The following is a 23,828-nucleotide window of genomic DNA, read 5'->3' on the forward strand; positions in this document are numbered from 1 at the left end:
CCCTCCGAATCCCTGAACGACGGACTCACGATGCAGCCTCTTTCCGACGAAGCGCCGCTGGCCCTGTTCGAATCGGTTCATCGCGAGACGGCGGTCGCCTCCGGCGACCTGACGCTCGCGGTCAAGACCTGGGGCGACCCGGCCCGTTCGCCGGTCGTGCTCGTGCACGGCTATCCCGACGACAGCAGCGTCTGGCAGCACGTCGCGCCACTGCTTGCGCGCAAGCACTACGTGATCGCGTACGACGTGCGCGGCGCGGGCCTGTCCGGCGTGCCGAAGCGCACGGCCGACTACCACCTCGCGAAGCTGACCGACGATTTCGTCGCTGTGATCGACGCGCTCTGCCCCGGCCGCGCCGTGCATCTGATCGCGCACGACTGGGGCTCGATCCAGGGCTGGGAATTCGTCACCGATCCGCGCCTCGCCGGCCGCATCGCGTCGTACACGTCGTGCTCGGGGCCGTGCCTCGACCACGTCGGCTTCTGGCTGCGCGAACGCGTGCTGCGCCCGACGCCCGCGTCGCTGGCCAAGCTCGGCGGCCAGCTCGTGCGGTCGTGGTACGTGTACCTGTTCCACCTGCCGTTCATCCCCGAGCTCGGCTGGCGGCTGTGGCTCGGCCGCGCATGGCCGGGCCTGCTGCGCCGCGTCGAAAAGACGCCCGCCGCGCCGCGCGCGACGCAGGCCGACGACGGCGCGCGCGGCGTGCGCCTCTATCGCGCGAACTTCATCCGCTGCCTGTTCGCGCCGCGCGAACGCTACGCGCATGCGCCCGTGCAGACGATCGTGCCGCTCGGCGACAAGTACGTGAGCCCCGCGCTGTCCGAGAACCTGTCGCGCTGGGTGCCGCAGTACTACCGGCGCGAGGTTGCGGCCGGCCACTGGCTGCCGCTCGCCGATCCCGCGCGCTTCGCGGATCTCGCCGGGCAACTGATCGATGCGGTCGAAGCGGGCACCGAACCGCCCGCGCTCGCGAACGCGCGCCGCCGCGCAACCAGCGGGCGCTTCAGCGGCAAGGTCGCGGTCGTCACCGGCGCGGGCAGCGGCATCGGCCGCTGCGCGGCCCTGGCGTTCGCACGCGAAGGCGCGACGGTCGTCGCGTGCGACATCGATGCCGCGAGCGCCGAGCGCACCGCGCTGCTGATCGGGCTGACCGGTGCGCAGGCGCACGCGAAACGCGTCGACGTCGGGTCCGCCGACGAGATGGAAGCGCTCGCGGCGTGGGTCGGCAGCGAACTCGGCGGCGCGGACGTCGTGATCAACAACGCGGGCATCGGCATGGCCGGCGGCATCCTCGACACGAGCACGCGGCACTGGGAGCGCATCCTGCACGTGAACCTGTGGGGCGTGATCCACGGCTCGCGGCTGTTCGCGCAGCAGATGGCCGCGCGCGGCACCGGCGGCCACATCGTCAACACCGCGTCGGCCGCCGCGTTCGGGCCGTCGCGCGACCTGCCCGCCTATGCGACGACGAAGGCCGCCGTGCTGATGCTCAGCGAATGCATGCGCGCGGAACTCGCGGAGCAAGGCATCGGCGTGACGGCCGTGTGCCCCGGCTTCGCGGAAACCGGAATCATGGGGTCGACGCAATACGCGGGCGCCAACGCGCAGGACGAAGCGCGGCTGCGCAAGCGCGCGACGAAGCTGTACCAGATGCGCGGCCTGAAACCCGAAACCGTCGCACAGGCGATGGTCGACGGCGTGCTGCGCAACCGCCCCGTCGTCGCGGTCGGCGGCGAAGCGCACGCGATGCGCTTTGTCGGCCGCTTCATGCCGTGGCTCGGCCGGATGATCGCCCGCGTCAGCATGGCATCGCATTGACGGCGCATGACGCCGCACAGGGAGACAGACACAAATGACCGCTACCGCCGACTATCACAAGATCAAGGCCCGGCACGTGAAGTTCGACTTCAGCGACACGCCGATCACCTGGGTGCCGAACGATCCGGGCAGCACCCACATCATCAACACGCTGAACCTGCTGTTCCCGGAAGGCGAACTGTGGTTCTGCCGCGTGTACAACAAGGCGCTGCCGCTGATCGCCGATGCGCGCCTGCGCGACGAGGCCGAAGGCTTCCTGCGGCAGGAAGCCGTGCATTCGCGTTCGCACGGCGGCGTGCTCAAGCACTACTACGACCGGCACGGGATCGACACGAAGCCGTTCACGCAGAAGCTCAACCGGCTGTTCACGCGCGTGCTCGGCGAACAGCCGCTCGGGCTGAAGATCGGCCATACGCGTTTCTGGCTGCGGCAACAGCTCGCGGTGATCGCGTCGCTCGAGCACTTCTTCGGTTATCTCGGCAACTGGGTGCTCAACGCGCACGGGCTCGACGAAGGCAAGGCCGACCCGACGATGGTCGACCTGCTGCGCTGGCACGGCGCCGAGGAAGTCGAGCACCGCACCGTCGCGTTCGACATCTACCGGCACCTGGGCGGCACCTATCCGGAGCGCTGCGTGCACATGGCGTTCGTGATCCTGCTGCTGCTCTACTACATCACGACCGGCGCGAAGTTCATGTACACGCGCGACCCGGACGCCGGACGCTACCCGGGCTTCGTGCTCGCGTGGTGGCAGGGTTCGCGGCGCGGGCACCTGCCGTCGTTCTGGAAGGTGATCGGCGCGGCGCTGCGCTATTTCAAGCCAAGCTATACGCCGCACCACGAAGGCTCGACCGAACAGGCGCTCGAATACCTCGCGCGCTCGCCGGCCGCGCAGGCGGCCGCGCACGGCGGCAACTGGGGCACGACGAAGGGTGCGTAAACCGGTTTCCGGCGGGTGCGGCGGGCGGCGCCCGCCGAAATGCGTACAATCGCGGCTTCATTTCCCGGAGGTGCCGCGATGGCCATGAAGAAAACCGATCTCGAAAAGAACAAGGCGCTCAAGCTGACGCAAGCGATGAAGCAGTCGGGCGCCGCCCGTTTCGGCAAGGGCGCCGAAGACACGGCAAAGCTCGACCGCCGCGCGCAGCGCAAGCTCGACCAGGAACAGGGGCTCGTGCCGTTCGCGTGCAAGCTCAACGCCGAACTCGTCGAACAACTGAAGGCACGCGCGGCCACGCATCCGGAAGGGATGACGGGCCTGCTGTCCGAACTGCTCGTGAACGGGCTCGCGCAACGCGACGCGTAACCGCCACGTATCTCGAAATTGCCGTTGACAGCGCCGCGCCGACACGACACACTCGTTCGCATGCCTATGCTCAAGCCCATCGCCATCGCGCATGAAAATCGAGTGAACGCCCATACGCGGCGATCACCGGGGGCGCTTGTGCGTTAGCATCGAGATTCAGACACGCATGTCACAAGGCCTCGCCGGAAACGGATGAGGCCTTTTTGTTTTGGTGCGCGTCATCCTGCCCGGCTCAACGGATGGAGATGACGATGGACCAAGCAAGCCGCCTGATTGTTTGCCCCGATCGATGCCGCACCGATGCGATCGCGTTGCCGAGCGTCACGATGCATTTCACGGTCGCGCCGCGCAAGACGCTGACGTGGCGTGCGCAGCGCGACGCCGAGATCCGCGTGCACGATGCGACGCTGTGGATCACGCGGCTCGGCAGCGTCGACGATTACTGGATACGAACCGGCGACGTGCTGCGCGTGCAGCGCGGCGACCGCATCTGGATGAGCACCGAAGATGACCGGCCGGCCGAAGCATCGATCACGACCACATACACGATGAAACGCGGCACGTGGCTGCAGCGGGCGCTCGCACGGATGCGCGGCATGCTGCGCGGACGAAGTCGAAGTCGTCCATGACGAAAGCGTCGCTGCGTACGCGGTACGAGTGCGCAGCTTCATCACGAAATGCCGCAAGCACGCGTCGATGCATCCGCGTCACATATCTCGAAAATTATCGTTGACAACGCATCACCACGAAGACAAACTCGTTCGCATGCCTACGTTCAAGCTCATCGCCATCGCGATTCATTGCCCAGTGAACATTCGAAAGAATGGATCACGGGAGGCGCTTGTGCGTTAGCAATCGAGCAGTACCGCATGTCACACAAGGCCTCGCCGGAAACGGATGAGGCCTTTTTGTTCTGGTGCGCGTCATCCGTCCGGCTCACTGAATGGAGAAGACGATGGACCAGGCAAGCCAGCTGTTTGACCGTCCCGATCGGCGCCGCGCCGGCACGATCGCGTTACCGACTGTCGTGATCCGTTTCGCGGTCGCGCCGCGCACGACGATGACCTGGCGCGCGCCGCAAGACGCGGAGATCCGCGCGCACGGCGCGGCGCTGTGGATCACGCGCCCGCCGAGCGTCGACGACTACTGGGTGCAGCCCGGCGACGTGCTGCGCATCGCACGCGGCGAGCGCATCTGGCTCGGCACCGATGCCGACCGAGCGGCCGAAGCAACGATCACGACCGCCTACGTGCGACGCAGCGAGCGCTTCAGGCGCACGCTCGCGCAAGTGCAACGTTTGCTCGCCGGGGTATGGAGAAGGAGCGGATGATCGACGCGTGGTCACGCACGCGAGACGCGGAACGGCCGCGGCCGGAAACGGACGCACCCGCGGCGCAACGCGCCGCAGGTGCGCTTCGAATGACGCGGCACGCCAGTGCGTGCCGCGAGCGATCGCGCGCCGTGCGCAGCGACCGGATGCAGCAGGTGCATCAGGTGCTGGCGGCGAGACGCGGGCCCGTGCTTCGGGGAGTTGAATCGAGCTCGGGGCGTTGCGATGCCTGCGAGGTCACCCACGGATCGATGCCCTGCTTCTGCACCTCCTCGAGGAATGACACACGTGTGCGCCAGTAATCCGCCTGTAATTTCGCATCGATGACGCGCTGTTCGGCTGCGAACAGTTCCATGCGCGCCGTCACGAGCATCGACGCAGCGGTTTTTTCCGGCGTGGGGGCGTGTCGCATCGCCCAACGGCTGATCCAGTTCAACATGCTGACCTCCGTGATTACGGACGAACCCGCATCGGGCAATCGCAATCGGCCGTGCCTGCCCGAACGCGCAACGGCCTTGACCGCACTTCACCGCCTGGCCTGCACGGACTGCGACTCCCCCGCGTCGGCAATTACTGGCCGGCGTGTGCATGCGCGGTGTATCTATCCTAGAAAGACTTGCCGGTTTATGCGATGGGGTCTTGCAATCTTTTACACAGAAACCACAGTCGCCCCCGCAGCGCCAAATGACAGTTGCGGACGGAACGGCTTCGGCGCAGGATAGCCCGATATCTGCAACCGCTTGGACTGACGAATGGCCGCTGCACGCCGCTGCGCTCTCGCACCGGCCACGCACGCGCGTTCGCGCGCACGCGATGCCTGCACCGTGTTCGTGCAGCATGCGGGCGCTCCGTTTCAGTCGAATGCCATCGCATCCCGGCCGCGCGCAATGCGGCCCGCGTGCCGTTGCGCACGCATCGGCCGGCCCCGCCGGTTCGTCACGCTCCCGTTTTTACCCTTTCCGCCTGCCCGTTCCGCCCGAACCGGTAAAATGCGCGCCTTCGTCGCGCGACCGGGCTGCCAGACCGTTCGCGCGCAGGCAGTCGATCGGGCCCTCCAACTATATCGTCCGAGCTATCCGCGCTATTACAATCCGCCGATAGCCGGGCAATAGTGGCTGGTTACATTAAGCCGGCCGCTGCCTTTACAACAATTCGGCACAACAAGCAACACGACAACCCGACCGGAGAAACGCCCTAATGGAATCCATCAAGCGGTATTTCGGCTTCGCTGAAGCCGGCACCGACTTCCGCACCGAAATACTCGCGGGCGTCACCACGTTCCTGACGATGGCCTACATCATCTTCGTCAACCCCGCGATCCTCGGCGACGCCGGCATGCCGAAGGAATCCGTGTTCGTCGCGACCTGCCTCGTCGCGGCGCTGGCGTCGATCATCATGGGGCTGTACGCGAACTACCCGATCGCATGCGCGCCCGGCATGGGCCTGAACGCGTACTTCGCGTACACGGTCGTCAAGGGGATGGGCTTCACGTGGCAGGCCGCGCTCGGCGCGGTGTTCATCTCCGGCTGCCTGTTCCTGCTCGTCACGCTGTTCCGCGTGCGCGAGGCGATCGTCAACGGCATTCCGAAATCGCTGCGAATCTCGATCACCGCCGGCATCGGCCTGTTCCTCGGCATCATCTCGCTGAAGACGTCGGGCGTGATCGTCGGCAGCCCGGCCACGCTCGTCACGCTCGGCGACCTGCACAAGCACGACACGATCCTCGCGATCGTCGGCTTCTTCACGATCGTCACGCTCGACCACCTGCGCGTGCGCGGCGCGATCCTGATCGGCATCATCGGCGTCACGATCCTGTCGTTCTTCTTCGGCGACAACCAGTTCCACGGCGTGTTCTCCGCGCCGCCGTCGATCGACGCGACGCTGTTCAAGCTCGACATCGGCGCCGCGCTGTCGACCGGCATCATCAACGTGATCCTCGTGTTCTTCCTCGTCGAGCTGTTCGACGCAACGGGCACGCTGATGGGCGTCGCGAACCGCGCGGGCCTGCTCGTCGAAGGCAAGATGAACCGCCTGAACAAGGCGCTGCTCGCCGACAGCACGGCGATCGTCGCGGGCTCGGTGCTCGGCACGTCGTCGACCACCGCGTATATCGAGAGCGCATCGGGCGTGCAGGCCGGCGGCCGCACGGGCGTGACGGCGATCACCGTCGCGGTGCTGTTCCTCGCGTGCCTGTTCATCGCGCCGCTCGCCGGCGTCGTGCCGGGCTACGCAACGGCACCGGCGCTGCTGTACGTGTCGTGCCTGATGCTGCGCGAGATGGTCGACGTGCCCTGGGACGATGCGACGGAAGCCGTGCCGGCCGCGCTGACCGCGCTGCTGATGCCGTTCACGTACTCGATCGCGAACGGCGTCGCGTTCGGCTTCATCGCGTACGGCGGCCTCAAGCTGCTGACGGGCCAGGCCCGCACGGTCAAGCCGATCGTGTGGATCATCGCGGCCGTGTTCCTGTTCCGCTTCTTCTATCTCGGCAGCGAATGACGGACGCGCTTCGGCGCGATGCATGATGAGAAACGCCGCCTTCGGGCGGCGTTTTTGTTTTCGAATGATCTCTTCTGCGATCCTGAGAAACACCACGTCCGGTCATGCCGACGCATGCGCAGCCGGCGCGGCCCGCATACGAAAATGCCGCCCGGCCCTCGCCGAACGGCATTGCTTGGACACGCGACGTCTTTCCGCGCGCGCATCGTCATGCGACGCGCGACGCAAGACGAGCATCGTTTCTTCAGCGCCAGTTCGCCTCGTAGAAGCGAACATAACCGCTGCGCAGCGTCACGCATTGCGCGCGCGTCTCCGACAGCAGGCGCCGTGCAGCCGCCTCGATGCGATCGCGGTGCTGGTCGAATGCGCCGACCATGTCCTCGAAGCGCGGCGATGCCGCACCGAAGTGGTCTTCCAGCGCCTCGGCGGTGATCTGACATTGGACGCGCTCGCCATTGACCAGCGCGGTAAACCCAAGCATCAGGTCGCGCCCCGAATATTCAGGCTTCTCGTTCGTGAAATGGATCTGCATGAAGCCGCCTCGACCGGTAGAACACGAATGACCGCGTCCGTCGTCCGCTACCGGCCGGACGAAATGTACGCGGGCTCGCCAGCGGAGGCACCGTCCGCGGAGGTATGGCGCGGACAATGCATGCTGGTTGCTTTCCACTTTAGACGGTTTCGCGCAGGAGACAAATTTTCCGGTGTGCGTCGTTCCGACGCGCATTTCATCAGATCAGCGCGGCATCCGGCACCGTTTCGGAAACGGACGTCAGTGCGGATCGGTGGGCCAGACGTTGAGCGCGACTGCGGCCGTCGCGACGCCCACCGCAATCGCGGCCGCCCCGTATCGCACCGCATCGTTCAGATCGAACAGCAATCCGTGGATCGCCACGGCAATGCCGCCCAGCATGATGAAGGTGGCGATGGCCGCCAGCACGACTCTCAGTTCCGTCCGAACCATGATGCGTCTCCCGAACGGATGCATGTCGCGTCGCATGCATGTTGCGATGCGGAACACGGCGCGCGCGTGTTCCATTTCCATCATTGCATGCGGCCATTTAAAAGCAAGGGGATTTTGTTCGCGGTCGCACATCGCACGTGGCGCTTGTATGATGATGCGTACCCGGATGGTCGGCCTTCGTGCCCGATGGTGCGCCGCAAGCGGAACCGGAGTCCGCGGGTGGTTTCGGTGATAGCGCTTCGGCAGGTAACGACGCACAGGATTGACCGATCGAGGAGCATGGGGCCCGAGTAAGCACTGAAGTGCTGACCGAGGCCGACCGCGAAGCATGGGATCTCGGTAAGCGCTGAAGCGCTAACTCTGGTCGACCGCGAAGCATGGGGTCCCAGTAAGCGCTGAAGCGCTAACTGGGACCGACCGCGAAGCATGGGACCAGAGTAAGCGCTGAAGCGCTAACTCTGGTCGACAGGAGACAAGTCATGCCGCACCCCTTCGTGCTGCCCGCCACCGCGGGTCGCACCGACCTGCTCGCGCAGGCGCATGCGCGTTCGACCGCGGTCGGCCTGCGCGCGCACGAGCGCCCCGATTTCTCGCCGCTGTCGCGCATCGCGCTGCGCGAGTTGCTCGACACGAATCACGCACTGTTCTCGCACGCCCGCCCGGTGATGGAGAACCTGCACGCGCAAATCGCCGATACGCAAAGCCTCGTGCTGCTGACCGACGCCGACGGCGTGATCCTGCACAGCATCGGCGACGCGGACTTCATCGAGAAAGCCAACCGCGTCGCGCTGTGCACCGGCGTCTCGTGGGCCGAAGGCGCGCGCGGCACCAACGCGATCGGCACCGCGCTCGCGTCGGGCCAGGCCGTCGCGGTGCACGGCGCCGAGCATTTCCTGCGCGCCAATCACATCCTCACCTGCTCGTGCGCGCCGATCTTCGATCCGTTCGGCCGCACGCTCGGCACGCTCGACGTCAGCGGCGATCCGCGCGGCTCCAGCCCGCATACGCTCGCGCTCGTGCGGATGTCCGCGCAGTTGATCGAAAACCACCTGTTCGCGAACCAGTGCGCGGAAGCACTGCGGCTGCGCTTTCACGCACACGAGGATTGCGTCGACTCGCTGTTCGCCGGGCTCGTCGCATTCGGCCCCGACGGCGGGCTGATCGCCGCGAACCGCAGCGCACAATTCCAGCTCGGCGCACCGTTCGATGCACTGCAGCATCAAGGCACCGACGCGCTGTTCGGCATGCGCTTCGGCCAGCTCGCGCAGCAGGCGGCGCGCGCGCCCGGCGCGCTGTTCCGTCTCACGCTGTCGACCGGCGTCCGCGTGCTCGCGCGCTGCGAATTCTCGGAAGCGCAGCGGGCGACCGTCGCCGTCACGCCGCCCGCACCGGCTGCACGCGTGCGCGCGCCGGACCCCGACGCGATCACGTTCGCAACGCTCGATACCGGCGACGCGCGCATGGCCGCCGTGCTCGAACGCGTCGCGAAGATCCGCGGGCGCGACTTGCCGCTGCTGATCCTCGGCCAGACCGGCACCGGCAAGGAATGGCTCGCGCGCGCGCTGCACCAGGCGTCGCCGCGCGCGGACGGCCCGTTCGTCGCGGTCAACTGCGCGGCGCTGCCCGATTCGCTGATCGAGGCCGAACTGTTCGGTTATGAAGACGGCGCATTCACCGGCGCCCGCAAGCGCGGCAGCCCCGGCAAGATCGTGCAGGCCGACGGCGGCACGCTGTTTCTCGACGAGATCGGCGACATGCCGCTCGCGCAGCAGGTCCGGCTGATGCGCGTGCTGCAGGAACGCGCGGTGATGCCGCTCGGCGGCGCGCGCGCGGTGCCGGTCGACGTGCGCGTGGTCTGCGCGACCCATCGCGACCTGCGCGCGATGATCGCGGAAGGCACGTTCCGCGAAGACCTGTTCTACCGGATCAACGGGCTCGCGGTCACGCTGCCGGCGCTCGCCGCGCGCACCGACCTGCCCGCGCTCGTCGAGCGGATTCTCGCGCGACTCGCCCGCAGCGAGCCGATGCCGCGCCGCATCGCGGCCGACGTGCTCGACGCGTTCACGCGCCACCGCTGGCCCGGCAACCTGCGGCAGATGACCAACGTGCTGCGCACGGCCGGCATGCTCGCCGAGGACGAAACCGAGATCACGCTCGCGCATTTGCCCGACGATTTCTGGCTCGACTGCGACGATGCGCCGGCGGCACCTGCTGCAACGGCCACGACCGCACCGGTCGACCCGCGCGAAGGCACGACGCTGCAAAGCCATCAGGCCGCGGTGATCGACGCGGTGCTCGCACGGCACGGCGGCAACGTATCGGCGGCCGCGCGCGAACTCGGTCTCGCTCGCAACACCGTGTACCGGTACCTGCGCCGGCACTGACACACGCGGCCGGCCGCAGGCGGCTTCGGGTATGCTTGGCGCGTTGCCGCCGAACCACCGCCCGCTTCACCATGACCGATCCGGAACACCCTCCCCTCGTGCGCATCGAGCCGCTCGGCGCGACCTTCGATGCGCCCGACTCGCTGACGGTGCTCGAGGCCGCCGCGTTCGCACGCGTGGCGCTGCCGCGCTCGTGCCGCAACGGCACGTGCCGAAGCTGCCTTTGCCGGATCGTCAGCGGCAGCGTACGCTACACGATCGAATGGCCGGGGCTGAGCCGCGAAGAAAAGGCCGACGGCTATACGCTGCCGTGCGTGGCCGTCGCGACGTCGGACCTCGTGCTCGACGTGCCCGACGCGATGATGCTCGACTAGACGCGGCGTGCGATCGCGTGCGCCGTCCTGCAACGGTTGATCCTGCGTGGAGAACGTCATGACCCAGCAAACCGATCGCATCGAACAGCAGACCCTGCTCGCGGCATCGCCCGACCGCGTCTGGGAAGCCGTCAGCAATTCCGGGGAATTCGGCCACTGGTTCGGCGTCACGTTCGACGGGCCGTTCGCGGCCGACCAGCCGCTGTTCGGCCGCATCACGCCGACGCGCGTCGACGACGACGTCGCGAAGGCACAGGAGCCCTATGCGGGCACCGTGTTCGAAATCGTCGTCGATCGCGTCGAGCCGAAGCAACTGTTCTCGTTTCGCTGGCATCCGTTCGCGATCGATCCGAACATCGATTACACGTCCGAGCCGATGACGCTCGTCACGTTCACGCTCGCCGCACAGGCCGGCGGCACGCTGCTGACGGTCACCGAAACGGGTTTCGACCAGTTGATCGAGGCACGTCGCGCGAAGGCGCGCGAGATGAACGATCAGGGCTGGGCCGCGCAGATGATGCTGATCACGAAATATCTGACGAAGCACGCATGACGTGCCGCGATGCCGCACACCCCTGCCGACATGCGCATCGACGTGCGTGGCATAATCCGCTCCATCGTCGCCCAACCGCCGCCGCGCATCGCATGCTGAGTCGTCGTCTCCGGAAGATCGGCAGTCTGATCGGGATGCTCGCCATCCTGATGACGGCGCTCGCGCCGACGATCTCGCAGGCGCTGACGACGCAAGGCCGCGTCGATGCGCTGCTGGCCGGCTACTGCACGGCCGCGCCGGCCACCGGCGACCGCGCCGCCGATTCGGCGTCGAAGAGCCTGCAGGCCCACCTCCACGCATGCGGCTATTGCAGCCTGCTTGCGCATACGCCCGCACTGCCCGCGCCCGAACTGACGTTCGCGGCCAACGTGCGCGTCATCCAGCACCGCGAAGCGACCCGCTTCGACAGCCTGCGCCGTGCGCTGCCGCTCACGGCCGCGCAGCCGCGCGCCCCTCCGTCCGCGTCCTGAACCGTCGTCGTCACGCGTGATGCAGTAATGCATCGCGCGGTCAGCGCGCGCCACCGGCGTGCGCGACGTGTCACGTTTCGAAGGACGATCATGTCTCACCGTATTGCGCGCGGCGCCGTGCCGTGCGTGCGGCTGGCCGCTTCCGGTTCGTACTGCCGCGCCGACCATCGCTCTCCTGCGAACGTCCGGCCGCGCACGTGCGCGCCGGCCGCAGCCGGCATCGGTGCCGCTGCGATGCGGCTCGCGCATCCGTCCGTCGATTCCGTGTGTCTCCCTCCGATTCGCCACTCGCACAACCAGCCATGAAAACCGCCCTTTTCGTTCGCGGCGCACTCGCCGCACTCGGCTTCTTCGTCATCCAGGCCGCCCAGGCACACGCGCTCCCGAAGACTCAGGAACCCGCCGCCAACGCCACGCTTTCGAGCGCCCCGCACGCGGTCACGATCGATTTCAGCGAAGCGCTCGAACCGGCCTTCAGCTCGATCGCCGTCACCGACAGCCACGGGCAGTCGGTCGCCGACGGGAAATCGGCCGTCGACGCCGGTAACCGGAAGCGGATGCACGTCGCGCTGGCCGGCCTGACGGCCGGCACGTACACGGTCGCGTGGATCGCGGTAGCCAGCGACGGCCATCGCACGAAAGGCCGCTACACGTTCACGCTGAAGTGATGGACGCGATGCGCATCGGCATACCGCACCGATCGCATTGCCCTAGATGCCCCATGCGGCACACCCATAAGGAAAACCAACGATGAAACGCCCGATTCCGACCAGCCTGCTCTTCGCGCTGCTGGCGCTGCAAGCCCCCGCCACGTTCGCCGCACCGGCCGTGCAGGCCGACAACTGCTGGATCCGTGCGATGCCGGCGACGGTGCCGTCGTCCGGTTACTTCACGCTGAAGAACGACGGCGATGCGCCCGCCAGGCTGACAGGCATCGACACCCCCGCATACGGGATGGCGATGGTGCATGAAACGCAGACGAACGGCAGCACCGCGAAGATGGTTCACGTCGACGCGGTCGAGGTGCCCGCGCACGGCACCGTGACGTTCAGGCCGAAGAGCTATCACGTGATGCTGGAGCAACCGCGCCAGCCTGTCGCGCCCGGCGCGAAGGTGCCGTTCCGGCTGCATTTCGCGGACGGCTCGACGGTGCCGGTGACCTGCGACGCGAAGGCGCCGGCATACACCGGTCAGTAACGTTGCATGCGCAACGACAGATGGAGACGCACATGAAGAACCGCCTGCCGCTGGCCGACCTGATCGTCCGCTACCGGACGCCGCTGAATGTCGCCGTGCTGATCGCCTGCGGGTTATGGGCCGCGTGGATCGCGTGGATGACGCGGCCTGCCGCGATCGATACGCCGCCGTCGATCCCCGCGTACTGCATGCGCGACGCGCGCTGACGCGCCGCGCCGGTTCCGGCGGATGCTTGCGCCATTTTGGCGTGGCATCATCGCGTCACCCCGACCGCCGGAACCGCCTTTCGGAGCGACGCATGTCCATTCAGACCTGGATGCTGTTTGCCGCAGCGTATCTCGCCACGACGTTGTCGCCGGGGCCCAACGTGCTGCTCGTGATCCGCAACACGGTGCGTTACGGCAAGCACGGCACCGCCGCGACGATCGCGGGCAACCTCGTCGCGCAGGGCGTGGTCGTGCTGCTCGTCGCACTCGGCGTCGGCGCGGTGCTCGCCGCGATGCCGCCGCTGTTCGTCGCGATGAAGGTCGTCGGCGCCGCGTACCTGATGGTGCTGGGCGTCCGGCAACTGCGCGGCGACCGCAAGGCCGCCGCGTCGACCGGCGCGGCGGAGATCGCCGCGCCCGACCGCGGGAAGCTGTTCCGCGAAGCGCTGTTCGTGTCGGGCAGCAATCCGAAGACGATGATCTTCCTGTCGGCGTTCATGCCGCAGTTCATCGTGCACGACCGCCCGCTCGCGCTGCAGTTCGTCGTGATGTACGCGACGATCGCATGCACCGTCGTGGTCGTTCACAGCGTCTATTCGGCCGGCGTGCGCCGGTTCCATCGCGGCTTCGGCATGAGCCGCGCGGTGCGCGCGCTCAAGCGCGCCAGCGGGCTGCTGTTCGTCGGGCTCGGGATCAAGCTGCTGACCGCGCGACAGGTTTGACGACCGTACGCACGCCGGGCAACGAACGACCCGGCGAGCAGCCCGTCTCCCTCAGACCTTCCACCCGTCCAGCGCGTCGACAATCCCGTCGAACGACGGCCGGGTGTCGATGTCCTCGCTCACGCAGGCCGCCGCGAGCGCTTCCAGCTCATGCTCCCCGGCCCACGTGTGCGGCGCGCAATGCGCGAGCAATTCGCCGAGCAGGTGGCCGAACGCTCGAACCTCCAGCCGTTCGAGCCGGGCGCCATGCCGTACATCGCTCGCGTCGTAGAACGATGCCGCGCCGAAGTCGCCCAGCAGCGCGCCGCCCGCGCCGTCGTGCAGGATGTTGTGCGCATACAGGTCGCCATGCATGATGCCGCGCGCGTGCAGATGGCGTGCGGCCGATGCGATGCCGTGCGCGATCCGCACGGCCTCCGCCGGCTCGAATCGCGCGTCGGCCGCATACACGTCGCGCGTGCAGGTCGCGAAGCTCGGCGGCCCGGCAAGGTTCGTGAGCGCAGGGTCGACCAGTTCCATCACGAGGCCGTGCGTGCCGTCCGGATGACCGCGCACCTTGCCGATCACCGGAATCACGTTCGGGTGGCGGCCGGCGTGCAGGCACGCGGCCATTTCACAGTCTGGCAGCCCGTCGCTCGTCACCGCGCCCTTGAACAGCTTGACCGCGACCGCCCGTGACGGATGACCGTCCGCACGCCATTGCGCGCGGTAAATGACGCCCGACGCGCCTTCGCCCAGCTTCTGATCGCACGACAGCGATGCCCAGTCGATGTCCGCGACCTCGGGCCCGGCCGACGCCGCGGCTTCCGGCGCGGCGCTGAACGGATTGCCGGAGTACGCGAGCCACGCGAGGCGCGGCAGGCGCAGCAACCAGTCGGGCAGTTCGTCCAGCCGGTTCGCCGACAGGCGCACCAGTTCGAGTGCCCGGCACGCGGCCATTTCGGCAGGCAGCGCACGCAGCCGGTTGCCCGCGAGCATCAGCTTCTGCAATCGCGAGCAGTCGCCGATTTCAGCGGGCAGCGCGTCGATTTCGTTGTCGGTCAGGATCAGCCAGCGCAGCGCACGCGGCAACGATCCGCGCGGCACCGTGCGGATCCGGTTCGCCTTGAAGCCGATCATGTCCAGTTGCGGACACGCGCCGAGCACGTCCGGGAACGCGGTGAAGCGGTTGCCGGACGCGAACAGGATGCGCAGGCGATGCAGCCGCGGCAGGTCGTCCGGCAGCGCGGCGAGTGCGTTGCCGGACAGGTCGAGCACTTCGAGCGTGTCGGCGAGATCGAAAATCTCGCGCGGAAACTCGGTCAAGCCGCACGCGAGCTTGAGTTGCCGGGCGCCCGACAGTTGTCCGGCCTGCAGTTGTTCGAGGGTCGTGGTCACGGGGAGAAAGCGGATAGCCATGGCGATGGTCGTCGGACCGATCGCCCGAATTCTACCGGGATCGCACTCATGCACACCGCAATCGTGTCATCCCCCCTTCACAAACGCGCAATGTGACGCTAGAATTGCGCCCCTTGCAGTGCAGTGCCGACGTGGTGAAATTGGTAGACACGCTATCTTGAGGGGGTAGTGGCGAAAGCTGTGCGAGTTCGAGTCTCGCCGTCGGCACCAGATGCGGTTTCACCGCGTTTCGAGCATGTTCAACAACCCGCGACAGCACATGGCCTCGCGGGTTTTTTGTATTCATCGTGTTCCATGTCCCGCAGCGGAACGACTGAAACGGACCGGACCGGCGACACCGTGCAACAGGCGGCCTGCATCTGCATGTGCCCGCTCACGGAAGCGCCACCCGAATCCGATGGGCCGCGCGCAACAACGCATCAATGCTCGTCTGCCCGGTTCAGGAAGAACCGGATATCGACCGTCTTCCAGATGCCTTCCGTGTTGAACGGGTCGTCGTGCACGAGTCGCCGCACTGCGTCGATATCGTCCGCTTCATAGAGAAACAGGCTCCCGCCCACCGAGCCGTCCGGATCGATGAGCGGCCCGGCAATCCGCGCCTTCAACGGTGAAGCCAGCAACCGCGCCTTATGCGCTGCGAAGTGGGTCTGGCGACGCTCCGCCATACCCGGGTGATCGACGCAATAAACGATGAAGAGCATGTTCCTTCCTTGGGGGATGCGAGCCGCCGACGGCAGCGCCGCCGGACATCGGCGAGACCCGCTCCGCCCGCCTCTGCCGAATGGCGCACATCGGATGACGTGTCCAGGTTCTCGTTGACACGACTATACGGCTCGCATCGCACGGAGCGTTGACCGAAAGGTGCGCCCGCTTACCGGATCGTCCGCATTTCATCGTCTGCGCCGGCTGTCTCGGCGATGCGAGATACGAAGACCAGCACGCACGTCGCCAAGCAGAACAACTCACGAATAGAATCGACTTCGACGGATCAACGAACACCCGATTTCATTCGGATTCCTCTATTCAATCCCGAAATCTGGCGAATGCGCGAGTAGAGCCGCCTCGTCAGAGGGAAAGAATCGATTCGATCAGCGCCCGTAGCGCAACAGGAAATCCCTCAGCTTCGGATTGACATCGTCAGCGTGGGTCAGGTTCGGCGTGTGTCCGGCACCGGTCACACCGACCAGTCCCCTGGAGTTCGGCAGCCCTTCCGCAAGCGCCTCGCCGCAACGGAGCGGGATGGCTGCATCGGCATCGCCATGGAATACGATCGACGCGTGCGTGATCTCGCCGAGCCGCGGCGTAATATCGTCGCGCGCCGTCAGCGCATCGACCGGGTATTCGAAGTTTTCGCGCGGCATTTTCAGCCACTTCCCGATCCACGCCGACGCGGGATAGCCGGCACCGAGCAAGAACCCGGCGAGGTGCGCGGCGACGTTGGCCGCGCCATGACGCGCCCATTCCGTCTTGAGTTCCTCGAACGACGCGGTCACCGACGCGTCGTCGAGATCGCTGCGCGTCGCGATAAGCGCGAGCGCGCGAAACCTGGCAGGCTCGAGCAGCGCCGCCCGCATCGACACGAACCCGCCCTGCGACATCCCGACCAGCGAAGCCGACGCAATTTCAAGGTGATCCAGCAGCGCGAGCAGGTCGCGCGCCGAATCCCAGTAGCTGAACGCCCGGTCGATCGGGCCCGTCGAGCCAAAGCCGCGCTGATCCCAGACGACGCAACGAAACGTGTCGTTCAGCGCCGCGACGTTGGGGCGAAACATTTCGCCATCCATCAGAAAGCCATGACTGAAAACCACCACCGGTGCTTCTTGCGGGCCCGATTCCTCATAGGCGAAACGGATACCCTCGCGTTCAAACCATGCCTTCATCCTCAGCCTCTCGTCAGCTCACACCAATCGGGGCTGCGCCATGCGGCCCGCTCGCGTCACACTCTATCGTGCGCGGTGCTTCGGCGATGGTCGATTGAAGCGATCACTTACCCGATCGTCCGGTTTTTTACGGCGATGCGTGTCGAGCGTTGCGCAAGCAACATCTGCGATCTTCCCCGGATTGACGGGCCGCCGGGCATTTGATTAAGTAGACGGCTGGTGCGGACGTTCAAGCGATGCTTCTTTATCGCGACGGCGCGCCAGCCGCGGCGATACCGGAGAAGGTTGAAATGGTGCTAGCAGCAATGGAATCGGAAAAGCCGGTATGGATACTGCAAGGCGAATTCGGCCGTGCCACGGTGAACTTCATCAGCCGGCCGCTTGTCGCGCATGCGCACTCGCAGTACCAGTTCCTGTTCAAGCTTGGCGGGAGCGACTGCGCTTTCCGGATGGGTGCCGAGGAATGCACGCTCAGCGCCGACGCCGCCATCTGCCTGAATCCATGGGTCGAACACGCCAAGTGCGCAAACGAGGACACCCCGTCGCTGATCCTGTCGCTCGTGATCGAAACGCCCTGGCTGCGCAAACGGCTCGGCCTGGCGGACGGCGGCCCGGCCGATATTTTCCCGCGCAGGATGGTTGTCGTGACGCCGGACGTGCAGCATCACGTCGATCGTCTGGCGGCCGCCATCACGAATCATCTCGTTGCGCAGGATGCCGGCTGCCTGCCGATCCTCGAGGATCTCGTCACGGCGCTCGGCCGCGATTTTGCCGATCCGGAGCTGACGACACGCATCGCGCCGTCGACGCGTCCGGTCGACTTCAGAATCAGGAAGGCGCTCGACTTCATCAAGCGCGCGCCGTCCGCGAACATGACGGTCACGCAGGTCGCGTCAGAGGTCGGGCTGTCGAGATCGCGTTTTTTCGAGCAATTCCGGCGCTGCATGGGCATCTCGCCGCAGCACTTCATCGACTGGGTTCGAATGTCGCACGCGATCCGGCTGCTCGCGGAGAGTGACCGGCCGCTCGCCGACATCGCGGACGAGCTCGGCTTCGAGGAGCATAGCCACTTCACTCGCTTCTTTGCGCAGCACATGGGCGTGCCGCCGAGCGATTTTCGCCGGCATTCGGTGAAGCTCGATCTCGAGCGACTCGACTGACCGGCGCGGTCGGTCTGCCGCATGCGCGCGGCTGCGCACATGCGGCGCAGGTCAGGCCAGCAGGTCGGACGGGTCGGCAATCACCGGATTTCCGAGCACGCCCAGGCCGTCGATCTCGATTTCGACCCAGTCGCCCGGGCGCATGTGCACGAGACCCGGGGTCGGAAACGGCCCGTACTGTCGCGACAGGTCATTCCCGTCCACGTCGTCCGGCCCCGGCTTCAGCGCGCCCGGCGTCCCCATCGCGATCAGGTCGCCGGGTCGCAGCCGGTAGCCGCGGCTCAGGTAGCTGACCGTGCGCGCGACGTCGATCAGCATGTCGTCGAAGGGCGCGCGCTGCCGGACGACGCCATTGATGCGCGTGAGCACCGTGTGCTTCGCCGGGTCGCCGAACTCGTCCGAAGTCATCAGCCACGGGCCGTACGACCCCGACGCTTCGAAACATTTCCCGAGGCCGAATTGCCGGTTGTGCACCTGGTATTCGCGCACCGAGCCCTCGTTCAGGCACGTGTAGCCGGCGACGTATTCGAGCGCGCGCTCGACGGGAATGTAGCGCCCCGGCTTGCCGATGATCACGCCGAGCTCGCCCTCGTAGTCGAATGCGCGTGCGACCGCTTCCGGCGGCGCGACGATCGACTCGCCCGCGCCGACGTACGACGCGGCGGTGCGCAGGAACAGGTGCGGATAGTCGGGATTCGTTTGCAGGCCGGTCTCGGCGATGTGGCTCTTGAAGTTCAGCGCGAGCGCCCACATCGCGTTCGGCCGGCCGAGGAACGGCTTCAGCGTCACGGACGCGAGCAGTCGATTGCCGGTCTTGCCGGCGGCCGATGCGCGCAGACGTTCGAGCCCGTCGTCCATCTCGAGAATCTCGATCAGATTCGTGGGCAGATCCGGTGCGATTTCCGCGACGGGGACGAAATGCGTGTCGCTGGTGACGACGCCGAGCGCTCGATGGCCCGCGTCCGAGTAAGCAATGATTTTCATGATTGAGCGTGATTCCGCAAGTTTCCAGGAAGACGTGTCGAAAGCGATTCAGTGCGCGGCCGGCGCGCCGCCCGCAGCCGGTTCGCGACTGGCCGCACGGCGGCCGACGATCGCCAGCACGCCGAGCGCAGCGATCGCGGCGATCGCCGGCACCACGGCGACGAGTACGATGTCGCGCGGATCCCAGCCTGTCGCGAGCAGCGCCCCGCCGATTGCAGGGCCGACGAACGAACCGATCCGCCCGATGGCATGGCCCCAGCCGACTCCGGTGGCGCGGATGCCCGGCGGATAAAATGCGACCGCAAGCGCCGTCTGACCCATGATCCCGTTCACGAGTCCCGCGCCGATCACGCCGATCGACAGCAGCACCGTCGACGGCGACAACACGGCCTGACTCAGCGCCGCAATGCCGGCGATCACGCAGACGATCCCCACCGCCAGCGCCGACTTCACGCGCAGCCTCCCCGAAACCGTCATCGCCGTCACCGCAGCCGTCATCAGCAGGTTGCCGCTCAATCCGCCGACACTGAACGCGGCCATGCCGGCCGGTGCGCGATCGAGCGAGAAGCCGAACGACAGAAGCATGGTCGGAAGCCAGAACAACAGTGCATAGACGTCCATGAAGATCAGGAACGAGAACAGCCACAGCACGCCGGTATAGCCCGCGCGCCCGTCAGCGAACAGCGCGCGCACCGGACTCGCCACCGGCTGCTCCGGATGCTGCGCGTTCGTTGTCGTGGATGCGGGCGCGGGCAGGATCCGGAAAAACGCCGGCGCGACCACGAACGGCAATACGCCGCCGATCAGGAACACCGACTGCCAGCCGAAGCGGTGCATCAGCGGGCCGCCGATCAGACCGCCGGTCACGGCACCGACCGACATCCCGGTCGTCACCAGCACCGACGCGGCGACCTTGTGCTTCGTGCCGATGATGGACGCCGAGGCCGTGATCGCGATCGGCAGCGCCGCACCGAGCCCGATCGCCGCCAGGGCCCGCAGCACCGACAGCAACGCTACGCTGCTCGCAGACATCGTCAGCAGCGTGCAGCCGCCGAACAGCACGACGCTGGCGAGCCCGACAGCGCGATGTCCGAAGCGATTGGCCAGCGAGCCCGTGACGATGAAGCCGATCGCCGCGCCGACGTTCGTCGCGACGAAAACCGGTGTGAATGCAGCGGGCGCGAGATGCCATTCCCGGGCCAGCGTCGGAACGACGAACGAGATCGACGTCGTGTTGAAGCCGTCGAGCACGACGACGAGAAAGCAAACGAGCAGCGCGACTGCCCGGCTCATGCCGCCGACCGCCGACATGCCGGCGTCGCCTGCGGTCTTTTGATCATTCAGTTTCACTACGCAACCTCCTGCGGCGCGCGCGGCCCGGTTCGCCGTGAAGCGCGGACCCAGCCCGTGCGGCCGCTCGTTCCAAAGCCGTAAGGAATGTGCGCCTACGCGCGCACGGAATCCGACAGACGCCGCAGCATCTCGGCGGAGAAAATATTCTTCGGCACCATGCAGTGCACGCCTTTCGGCGGTTCCGTCTTGTAGACGGTGCCGGTCTGGTGCGCGTACTGCGTGATCCGGAAGCTCCCGGCAACACTCAGGATGCCGTAGCAATCGACCGCCGGAATCCCGGTGGCCGATGACATCCAGCCGATCGTTTGACGAATGCATGCGACGAGCGCACCGTCGAGGCTATCGGCGAAACCGAAGCCGATCCAGTGCTCCGGGGTCTCGGCCATCGGGCCGTTGAGCGACGACCGCTTGTGGAGCAGGAACTGGATCCGCATTTCCTCGAATGCGGATTCGATCGACGTCTGATCGACATTGCCCTCGCCCGAAGCGCCCATCGACCCGCCCGTCCACACGCGAGCGCCGGCGACCTGCACGGGCAGGAATACCGACGTCCCGACGCCGAGCACGGCGCAGTCGAGATTGCCGCCGTAGCTGCCGGCGAAGTTCGCGCTGGTCACCCGGTCGCCGGGCGGCTGGGTACCGAGATACGCCTGAAACGGCTTCAGCGGAATCTGCACGCCCGGTACGTACGACGCGTAGGTACGCGCGTCGTCGAACTTCAGGTAACGAAGATACGGACCGAAATCGCCGGGCAGTGCGCCGACGCCCGGGGGCGCGGAATTCCAGCCCCAATCGATCGGTCGCATCTTCAGCATGCGGCATTCGACGACATCGCCAGGTTCGGCGCCTGCGATCTCCACGGGCCCGATCAACGAGAATGCGCCGTTCGGATATTTCTTGCGGATGGGCTCGCGCTCCTTGAATCCCATTCCGTACTTCGCTTCATTGCCCCAGTTGGTCCACGTGCCGTCGTACCAGACCGTGTCGCCGGACCGGATCGACGCCGCGGCCTCTGCATCGGGCGTCATTTGACCGACCTGCACCGTTTTCCACGACGGCACGAGCTTCACCGTCTTGCCGCCCGGCACCACACGCATCGTGGCTGCGCGCGCCTTCGGGGCCGCCGTTTGCGCGCGTGCGACGCCGACGAAACCGGCCGCGATCGCGCCGAAGCCGAGCTTCAGCAGGGTGCGGCGGCATTGCGCGGTCCCGTCCATCGTCACCGCGCCGCTCGTCTCCATGTCGCTTGCCGGGGCGTCGCCCGAGTGTTCCATTTCCATGTTGTGTCTCATACGTCTTCCAGACCTGGTTTTAAGGACAATGCGCGTTCAACGCGCGGATTGAGCGCCGAGCCCGGCGATCGCCTTCAGGACCACCTGATCGTCGATCTCCGACGGCGCGCCGGCGGCGCCGATCGCGCCGAGCAGATGGCCGTTCATGAACACGGGGAACGTGCCGCGGCCGGGCAGGAACGGCGCGTAATAACCGGCGCCGGACATGTTGCTGTACTCGGACGGATCGTCGCGATAGCGATGTTCGAGCGTGACGCCGGATTGGCCGCCGAGCGCGACCGACGCGAATGCCTTGCCGCGCGCGAAGTCGATACTCGAAAACGATGCGCCGTCCATCCGCACCGCAGCGAGCAGATGCCCGCCGGGATCGACGACGGCGAAGCCCATCGCCAGGTGTCGCGCGTTCGCGTCGGCGATCGCGAGCGAGAGCAGCGTCTGCGTCTGTGCGTAGCTCAGAACGTAGGTCGGCATCGCGACGTTGCCGTGCGTGTCTTCGGCGAACGAAGCATGCATCGCGCCGGCGAATCCGGCCCAGACGCCCAGCACCTTCACCCACCACCGAACCCGTAACCTGAATTTCACTTCTATCTCCTGATTCCGCTTCGCCCAGCACGCTCGAGTCCCAGCGTACGTCCGGCCAGGCCGCGTGACCTGACCATCCAGCCTCGCGATTTACCGTCGAGTCCGATATTCGGTTTCACGCAGCGGTCGAGCGCGGTGCTCAAAAAAATCCGCGGGAGTCCATCTCCCGCGGAGAATCACCACACTGGAGACCTTATTCCGTCGCGAACACCGCGATGCCGGTTCCCGGGAACTGCGCGGACGAGCCGGCGCCGTACGGAACGAAAACGTGATGCGACGCACCGTCGACCGCGACCGAATGCGAGAACTTGCCGGTCGGAACGATCGCGACGAGGCTGCGGGTGCTGGCGTCGATGATCCCGAGGGACGGGTCGAACTTCGCGTCCTTCGCGCCGACCCGCGATACGTTGTCCGCCGAGTGGTGGCCGCCGGCGAGGAAGTAGCGATTCGAAACCGGGTCGTAGGCCACCTCGTCGGCGCCGCCGAACGGCAATTGAGCGAGCGGCGTACCGTTCGTCCGGTCGATGATCAGCGTCGTCTGCTTGCCGCCTTCGTCGGGATCGCAGCCGATCAGCGCATCGTTGCCCGGCCCGAGCGCGAGACCGCTCGGGCTTTCGCAGCCCTTCAGCTTCAGCGCGGCCTGGACGATCGGCTTGCCTTCGAGCACCGACTTCACCGGAATCAGGTCGACCTCACCCTTGGGGTTGGCCTTCGTCCCGTCGTTGTTCAGCACGAAGTTGTCGTTCTTCGGGTCGAACTCGCACGCCTCGAGGCCGGTCGAATCCGCGAGCGGCATCTTCGCGATCACCGAATGCGTGTCGGTATTGATGAAGGTCACGAACGGGGGCTGCTCGGCGCCGCTCGAGAACATCGCGACATGATGCTTGGGGGCGAGGCAGCCTTCGTCCGCACGAATGCCCGACGAGCTGACCTCGATGCGCTTGACGAGTTGCTTCGATGCGACGTCGATCACCTTGACGGCGTTCACGTCGCCCACATACACCAACGACGTGCCGGGAATCGGCAGCACGCCCGACGGGCCCGACTTTTCGTGCGACGGACCGATGCCCGCGAAGTCGGCCTTGATCCGGTCGCGGAGCTTCATCGTGGTCGCGTCGAATACGTCGAGTGTCCCGTTCGCGCCGTCAGCAAGGTAGTAGTTGCCGTCCGATGCTGCGCTGATATCGAAACCGAACGGCTTTTCGCTCGTGACCGGAATGGTCGTAATCAACTTCGGTCCGCCGCCGGCGGCATCGGCACCCCACGCTACGGCGGCGGCGGCCGTCAGGCTCATCATGGCGAATGCGACATAGGCTTGTTTCATCTTTGACTCCTCCTGGTACTCATCGATAGACC

General features: G+C 66.5%; 26 protein-coding genes and 1 tRNA gene. 16 read left to right on the top strand and 11 right to left on the bottom strand.

What is annotated here, in order from left to right; translation table 11 throughout:
• Positions 1 to 30: 30 nt before the first annotated feature.
• The 5 genes from LXM88_RS26450 (at position 31) to LXM88_RS26470 (ending at position 4,454) form a co-directional block, all read left to right on the top strand.
• On the top strand, positions 31 to 1,818 hold the full coding sequence (locus LXM88_RS26450) for an SDR family oxidoreductase (RefSeq protein WP_262545618.1): 1,788 nt from the start codon (positions 31 to 33) through the stop codon (positions 1,816 to 1,818).
• A gap of 34 nt (positions 1,819 to 1,852) precedes the next feature.
• Positions 1,853 to 2,758 (top strand): metal-dependent hydrolase, encoded by a 906-nt coding sequence (locus LXM88_RS26455; RefSeq protein WP_262545620.1) that lies wholly within the window; start codon positions 1,853 to 1,855, stop codon positions 2,756 to 2,758.
• 78 nt (positions 2,759 to 2,836) lie between these two features.
• Positions 2,837 to 3,124 carry a hypothetical protein gene (locus LXM88_RS26460; protein ID WP_174430291.1) on the top strand — a complete coding sequence of 96 codons (288 nt, stop codon included), beginning with the start codon at positions 2,837 to 2,839 and terminating at the stop codon, positions 3,122 to 3,124.
• A 251-nt stretch (positions 3,125 to 3,375) separates the two neighbouring features.
• The gene (locus LXM88_RS26465; protein WP_262545622.1) at positions 3,376 to 3,753 is read left to right on the top strand and encodes a DUF2917 domain-containing protein; all 378 of its coding nucleotides are present in this window, start codon (positions 3,376 to 3,378) and stop codon (positions 3,751 to 3,753) included.
• A 326-nt stretch (positions 3,754 to 4,079) separates the two neighbouring features.
• The gene (locus LXM88_RS26470) at positions 4,080 to 4,454 is read left to right on the top strand and encodes a DUF2917 domain-containing protein (protein ID WP_262545623.1); all 375 of its coding nucleotides are present in this window, start codon (positions 4,080 to 4,082) and stop codon (positions 4,452 to 4,454) included.
• A 160-nt stretch (positions 4,455 to 4,614) separates the two neighbouring features.
• Here the strand turns inward: LXM88_RS26470 and LXM88_RS26475 are convergent, their stop codons facing one another.
• Entirely contained in the window at positions 4,615 to 4,893 is a 279-nt protein-coding gene (locus LXM88_RS26475) for a hypothetical protein (protein ID WP_047902603.1), read from the bottom strand.
• A gap of 758 nt (positions 4,894 to 5,651) precedes the next feature.
• Here LXM88_RS26475 and LXM88_RS26480 point away from each other — a divergent pair.
• Positions 5,652 to 6,953, top strand: coding sequence for an NCS2 family permease (locus LXM88_RS26480; RefSeq protein WP_096473708.1), 1,302 nt, complete (start codon positions 5,652 to 5,654; stop codon positions 6,951 to 6,953).
• A gap of 244 nt (positions 6,954 to 7,197) precedes the next feature.
• Here LXM88_RS26480 and LXM88_RS26485 read toward each other — a convergent pair whose 3' ends face one another.
• The gene (locus tag LXM88_RS26485; RefSeq protein WP_034180648.1) at positions 7,198 to 7,485 is read right to left on the bottom strand and encodes a DUF1488 domain-containing protein; all 288 of its coding nucleotides are present in this window, start codon (positions 7,483 to 7,485) and stop codon (positions 7,198 to 7,200) included.
• Positions 7,486 to 7,725: 240 nt separating this feature from the next.
• Positions 7,726 to 8,001 (bottom strand): DUF2964 family protein, encoded by a 276-nt coding sequence (locus LXM88_RS26490; RefSeq protein ID WP_318654716.1) that lies wholly within the window; start codon positions 7,999 to 8,001, stop codon positions 7,726 to 7,728.
• 395 nt (positions 8,002 to 8,396) lie between these two features.
• Here LXM88_RS26490 and LXM88_RS26495 point away from each other — a divergent pair, with 395 nt between their 5' ends.
• From LXM88_RS26495 to LXM88_RS26530, 8 genes are all read left to right on the top strand, one after another.
• Positions 8,397 to 10,301: a sigma-54-dependent Fis family transcriptional regulator gene (locus tag LXM88_RS26495; RefSeq protein WP_262545628.1), complete on the top strand. Its 1,905-nt coding sequence runs from the start codon at positions 8,397 to 8,399 to the stop codon at positions 10,299 to 10,301.
• 71 nt (positions 10,302 to 10,372) lie between these two features.
• The gene (locus LXM88_RS26500) at positions 10,373 to 10,675 is read left to right on the top strand and encodes a 2Fe-2S iron-sulfur cluster-binding protein (RefSeq protein ID WP_262545630.1); all 303 of its coding nucleotides are present in this window, start codon (positions 10,373 to 10,375) and stop codon (positions 10,673 to 10,675) included.
• A gap of 58 nt (positions 10,676 to 10,733) precedes the next feature.
• Positions 10,734 to 11,228, top strand: coding sequence for an SRPBCC family protein (locus tag LXM88_RS26505; protein WP_262545632.1), 495 nt, complete (start codon positions 10,734 to 10,736; stop codon positions 11,226 to 11,228).
• Positions 11,229 to 11,320: 92 nt separating this feature from the next.
• Positions 11,321 to 11,698 (top strand): DUF2946 domain-containing protein, encoded by a 378-nt coding sequence (locus tag LXM88_RS26510; protein ID WP_262545634.1) that lies wholly within the window; start codon positions 11,321 to 11,323, stop codon positions 11,696 to 11,698.
• A gap of 302 nt (positions 11,699 to 12,000) precedes the next feature.
• On the top strand, positions 12,001 to 12,366 hold the full coding sequence (copC, locus tag LXM88_RS26515; protein WP_262545636.1) for a copper homeostasis periplasmic binding protein CopC: 366 nt from the start codon (positions 12,001 to 12,003) through the stop codon (positions 12,364 to 12,366).
• A gap of 82 nt (positions 12,367 to 12,448) precedes the next feature.
• Positions 12,449 to 12,895 (top strand): copper chaperone PCu(A)C, encoded by a 447-nt coding sequence (locus LXM88_RS26520; protein WP_262545637.1) that lies wholly within the window; start codon positions 12,449 to 12,451, stop codon positions 12,893 to 12,895.
• Positions 12,896 to 12,927: 32 nt separating this feature from the next.
• A complete protein-coding gene (locus LXM88_RS26525; protein WP_165948044.1) occupies positions 12,928 to 13,101 on the top strand; it encodes a hypothetical protein in 174 nt (57 codons plus the stop codon).
• Between the two features lie 92 nt (positions 13,102 to 13,193).
• A complete protein-coding gene (locus LXM88_RS26530) occupies positions 13,194 to 13,823 on the top strand; it encodes a LysE family translocator (RefSeq protein ID WP_262545647.1) in 630 nt (209 codons plus the stop codon).
• 51 nt (positions 13,824 to 13,874) lie between these two features.
• Here the strand turns inward: LXM88_RS26530 and LXM88_RS26535 are convergent, their stop codons facing one another.
• Entirely contained in the window at positions 13,875 to 15,200 is a 1,326-nt protein-coding gene (locus tag LXM88_RS26535; RefSeq protein ID WP_262546929.1) for a leucine-rich repeat-containing protein kinase family protein, read from the bottom strand.
• Positions 15,201 to 15,346: 146 nt separating this feature from the next.
• Between LXM88_RS26535 and LXM88_RS26540 the strand changes: the two genes are divergently transcribed.
• Positions 15,347 to 15,431 (top strand) — tRNA-Leu (locus tag LXM88_RS26540).
• Positions 15,432 to 15,640: 209 nt separating this feature from the next.
• Here the strand turns inward: LXM88_RS26540 and LXM88_RS26545 are convergent.
• Together LXM88_RS26545 and LXM88_RS26550 are read right to left on the bottom strand one after the other, a co-directional pair.
• Positions 15,641 to 15,922: a YciI family protein gene (locus LXM88_RS26545; RefSeq protein WP_262545650.1), complete on the bottom strand. Its 282-nt coding sequence runs from the start codon at positions 15,920 to 15,922 to the stop codon at positions 15,641 to 15,643.
• Between the two features lie 387 nt (positions 15,923 to 16,309).
• On the bottom strand, positions 16,310 to 16,993 hold the full coding sequence (locus LXM88_RS26550) for an alpha/beta fold hydrolase (protein ID WP_262545651.1): 684 nt from the start codon (positions 16,991 to 16,993) through the stop codon (positions 16,310 to 16,312).
• Positions 16,994 to 17,391: 398 nt separating this feature from the next.
• Between LXM88_RS26550 and LXM88_RS26555 the strand changes: the two genes are divergently transcribed.
• Positions 17,392 to 18,261, top strand: coding sequence for a helix-turn-helix domain-containing protein (locus LXM88_RS26555; protein WP_262545652.1), 870 nt, complete (start codon positions 17,392 to 17,394; stop codon positions 18,259 to 18,261).
• 51 nt (positions 18,262 to 18,312) lie between these two features.
• Here the strand turns inward: LXM88_RS26555 and LXM88_RS26560 are convergent, their stop codons facing one another.
• The 5 genes from LXM88_RS26560 to LXM88_RS26580 all read right to left on the bottom strand — a co-directional run bounded on the left by LXM88_RS26560 (position 18,313) and on the right by LXM88_RS26580 (position 23,796).
• A complete protein-coding gene (locus tag LXM88_RS26560; protein WP_262545653.1) occupies positions 18,313 to 19,245 on the bottom strand; it encodes a fumarylacetoacetate hydrolase family protein in 933 nt (310 codons plus the stop codon).
• 48 nt (positions 19,246 to 19,293) lie between these two features.
• Entirely contained in the window at positions 19,294 to 20,595 is a 1,302-nt protein-coding gene (locus LXM88_RS26565) for an MFS transporter (protein ID WP_262545654.1), read from the bottom strand.
• Positions 20,596 to 20,690: 95 nt separating this feature from the next.
• A complete protein-coding gene (locus tag LXM88_RS26570; RefSeq protein WP_262545655.1) occupies positions 20,691 to 21,878 on the bottom strand; it encodes an acetamidase/formamidase family protein in 1,188 nt (395 codons plus the stop codon).
• Between the two features lie 48 nt (positions 21,879 to 21,926).
• Positions 21,927 to 22,472 carry a GlcG/HbpS family heme-binding protein gene (locus LXM88_RS26575; protein WP_262545656.1) on the bottom strand — a complete coding sequence of 182 codons (546 nt, stop codon included), beginning with the start codon at positions 22,470 to 22,472 and terminating at the stop codon, positions 21,927 to 21,929.
• Positions 22,473 to 22,665: 193 nt separating this feature from the next.
• Positions 22,666 to 23,796, bottom strand: coding sequence for a YncE family protein (locus LXM88_RS26580; protein ID WP_262545658.1), 1,131 nt, complete (start codon positions 23,794 to 23,796; stop codon positions 22,666 to 22,668).
• Positions 23,797 to 23,828: the final 32 nt, after the last annotated feature.

The organism is Burkholderia sp. S-53 (assembly GCF_025560745.1).
Classification (GTDB): domain Bacteria; phylum Pseudomonadota; class Gammaproteobacteria; order Burkholderiales; family Burkholderiaceae; genus Burkholderia; species Burkholderia pyrrocinia.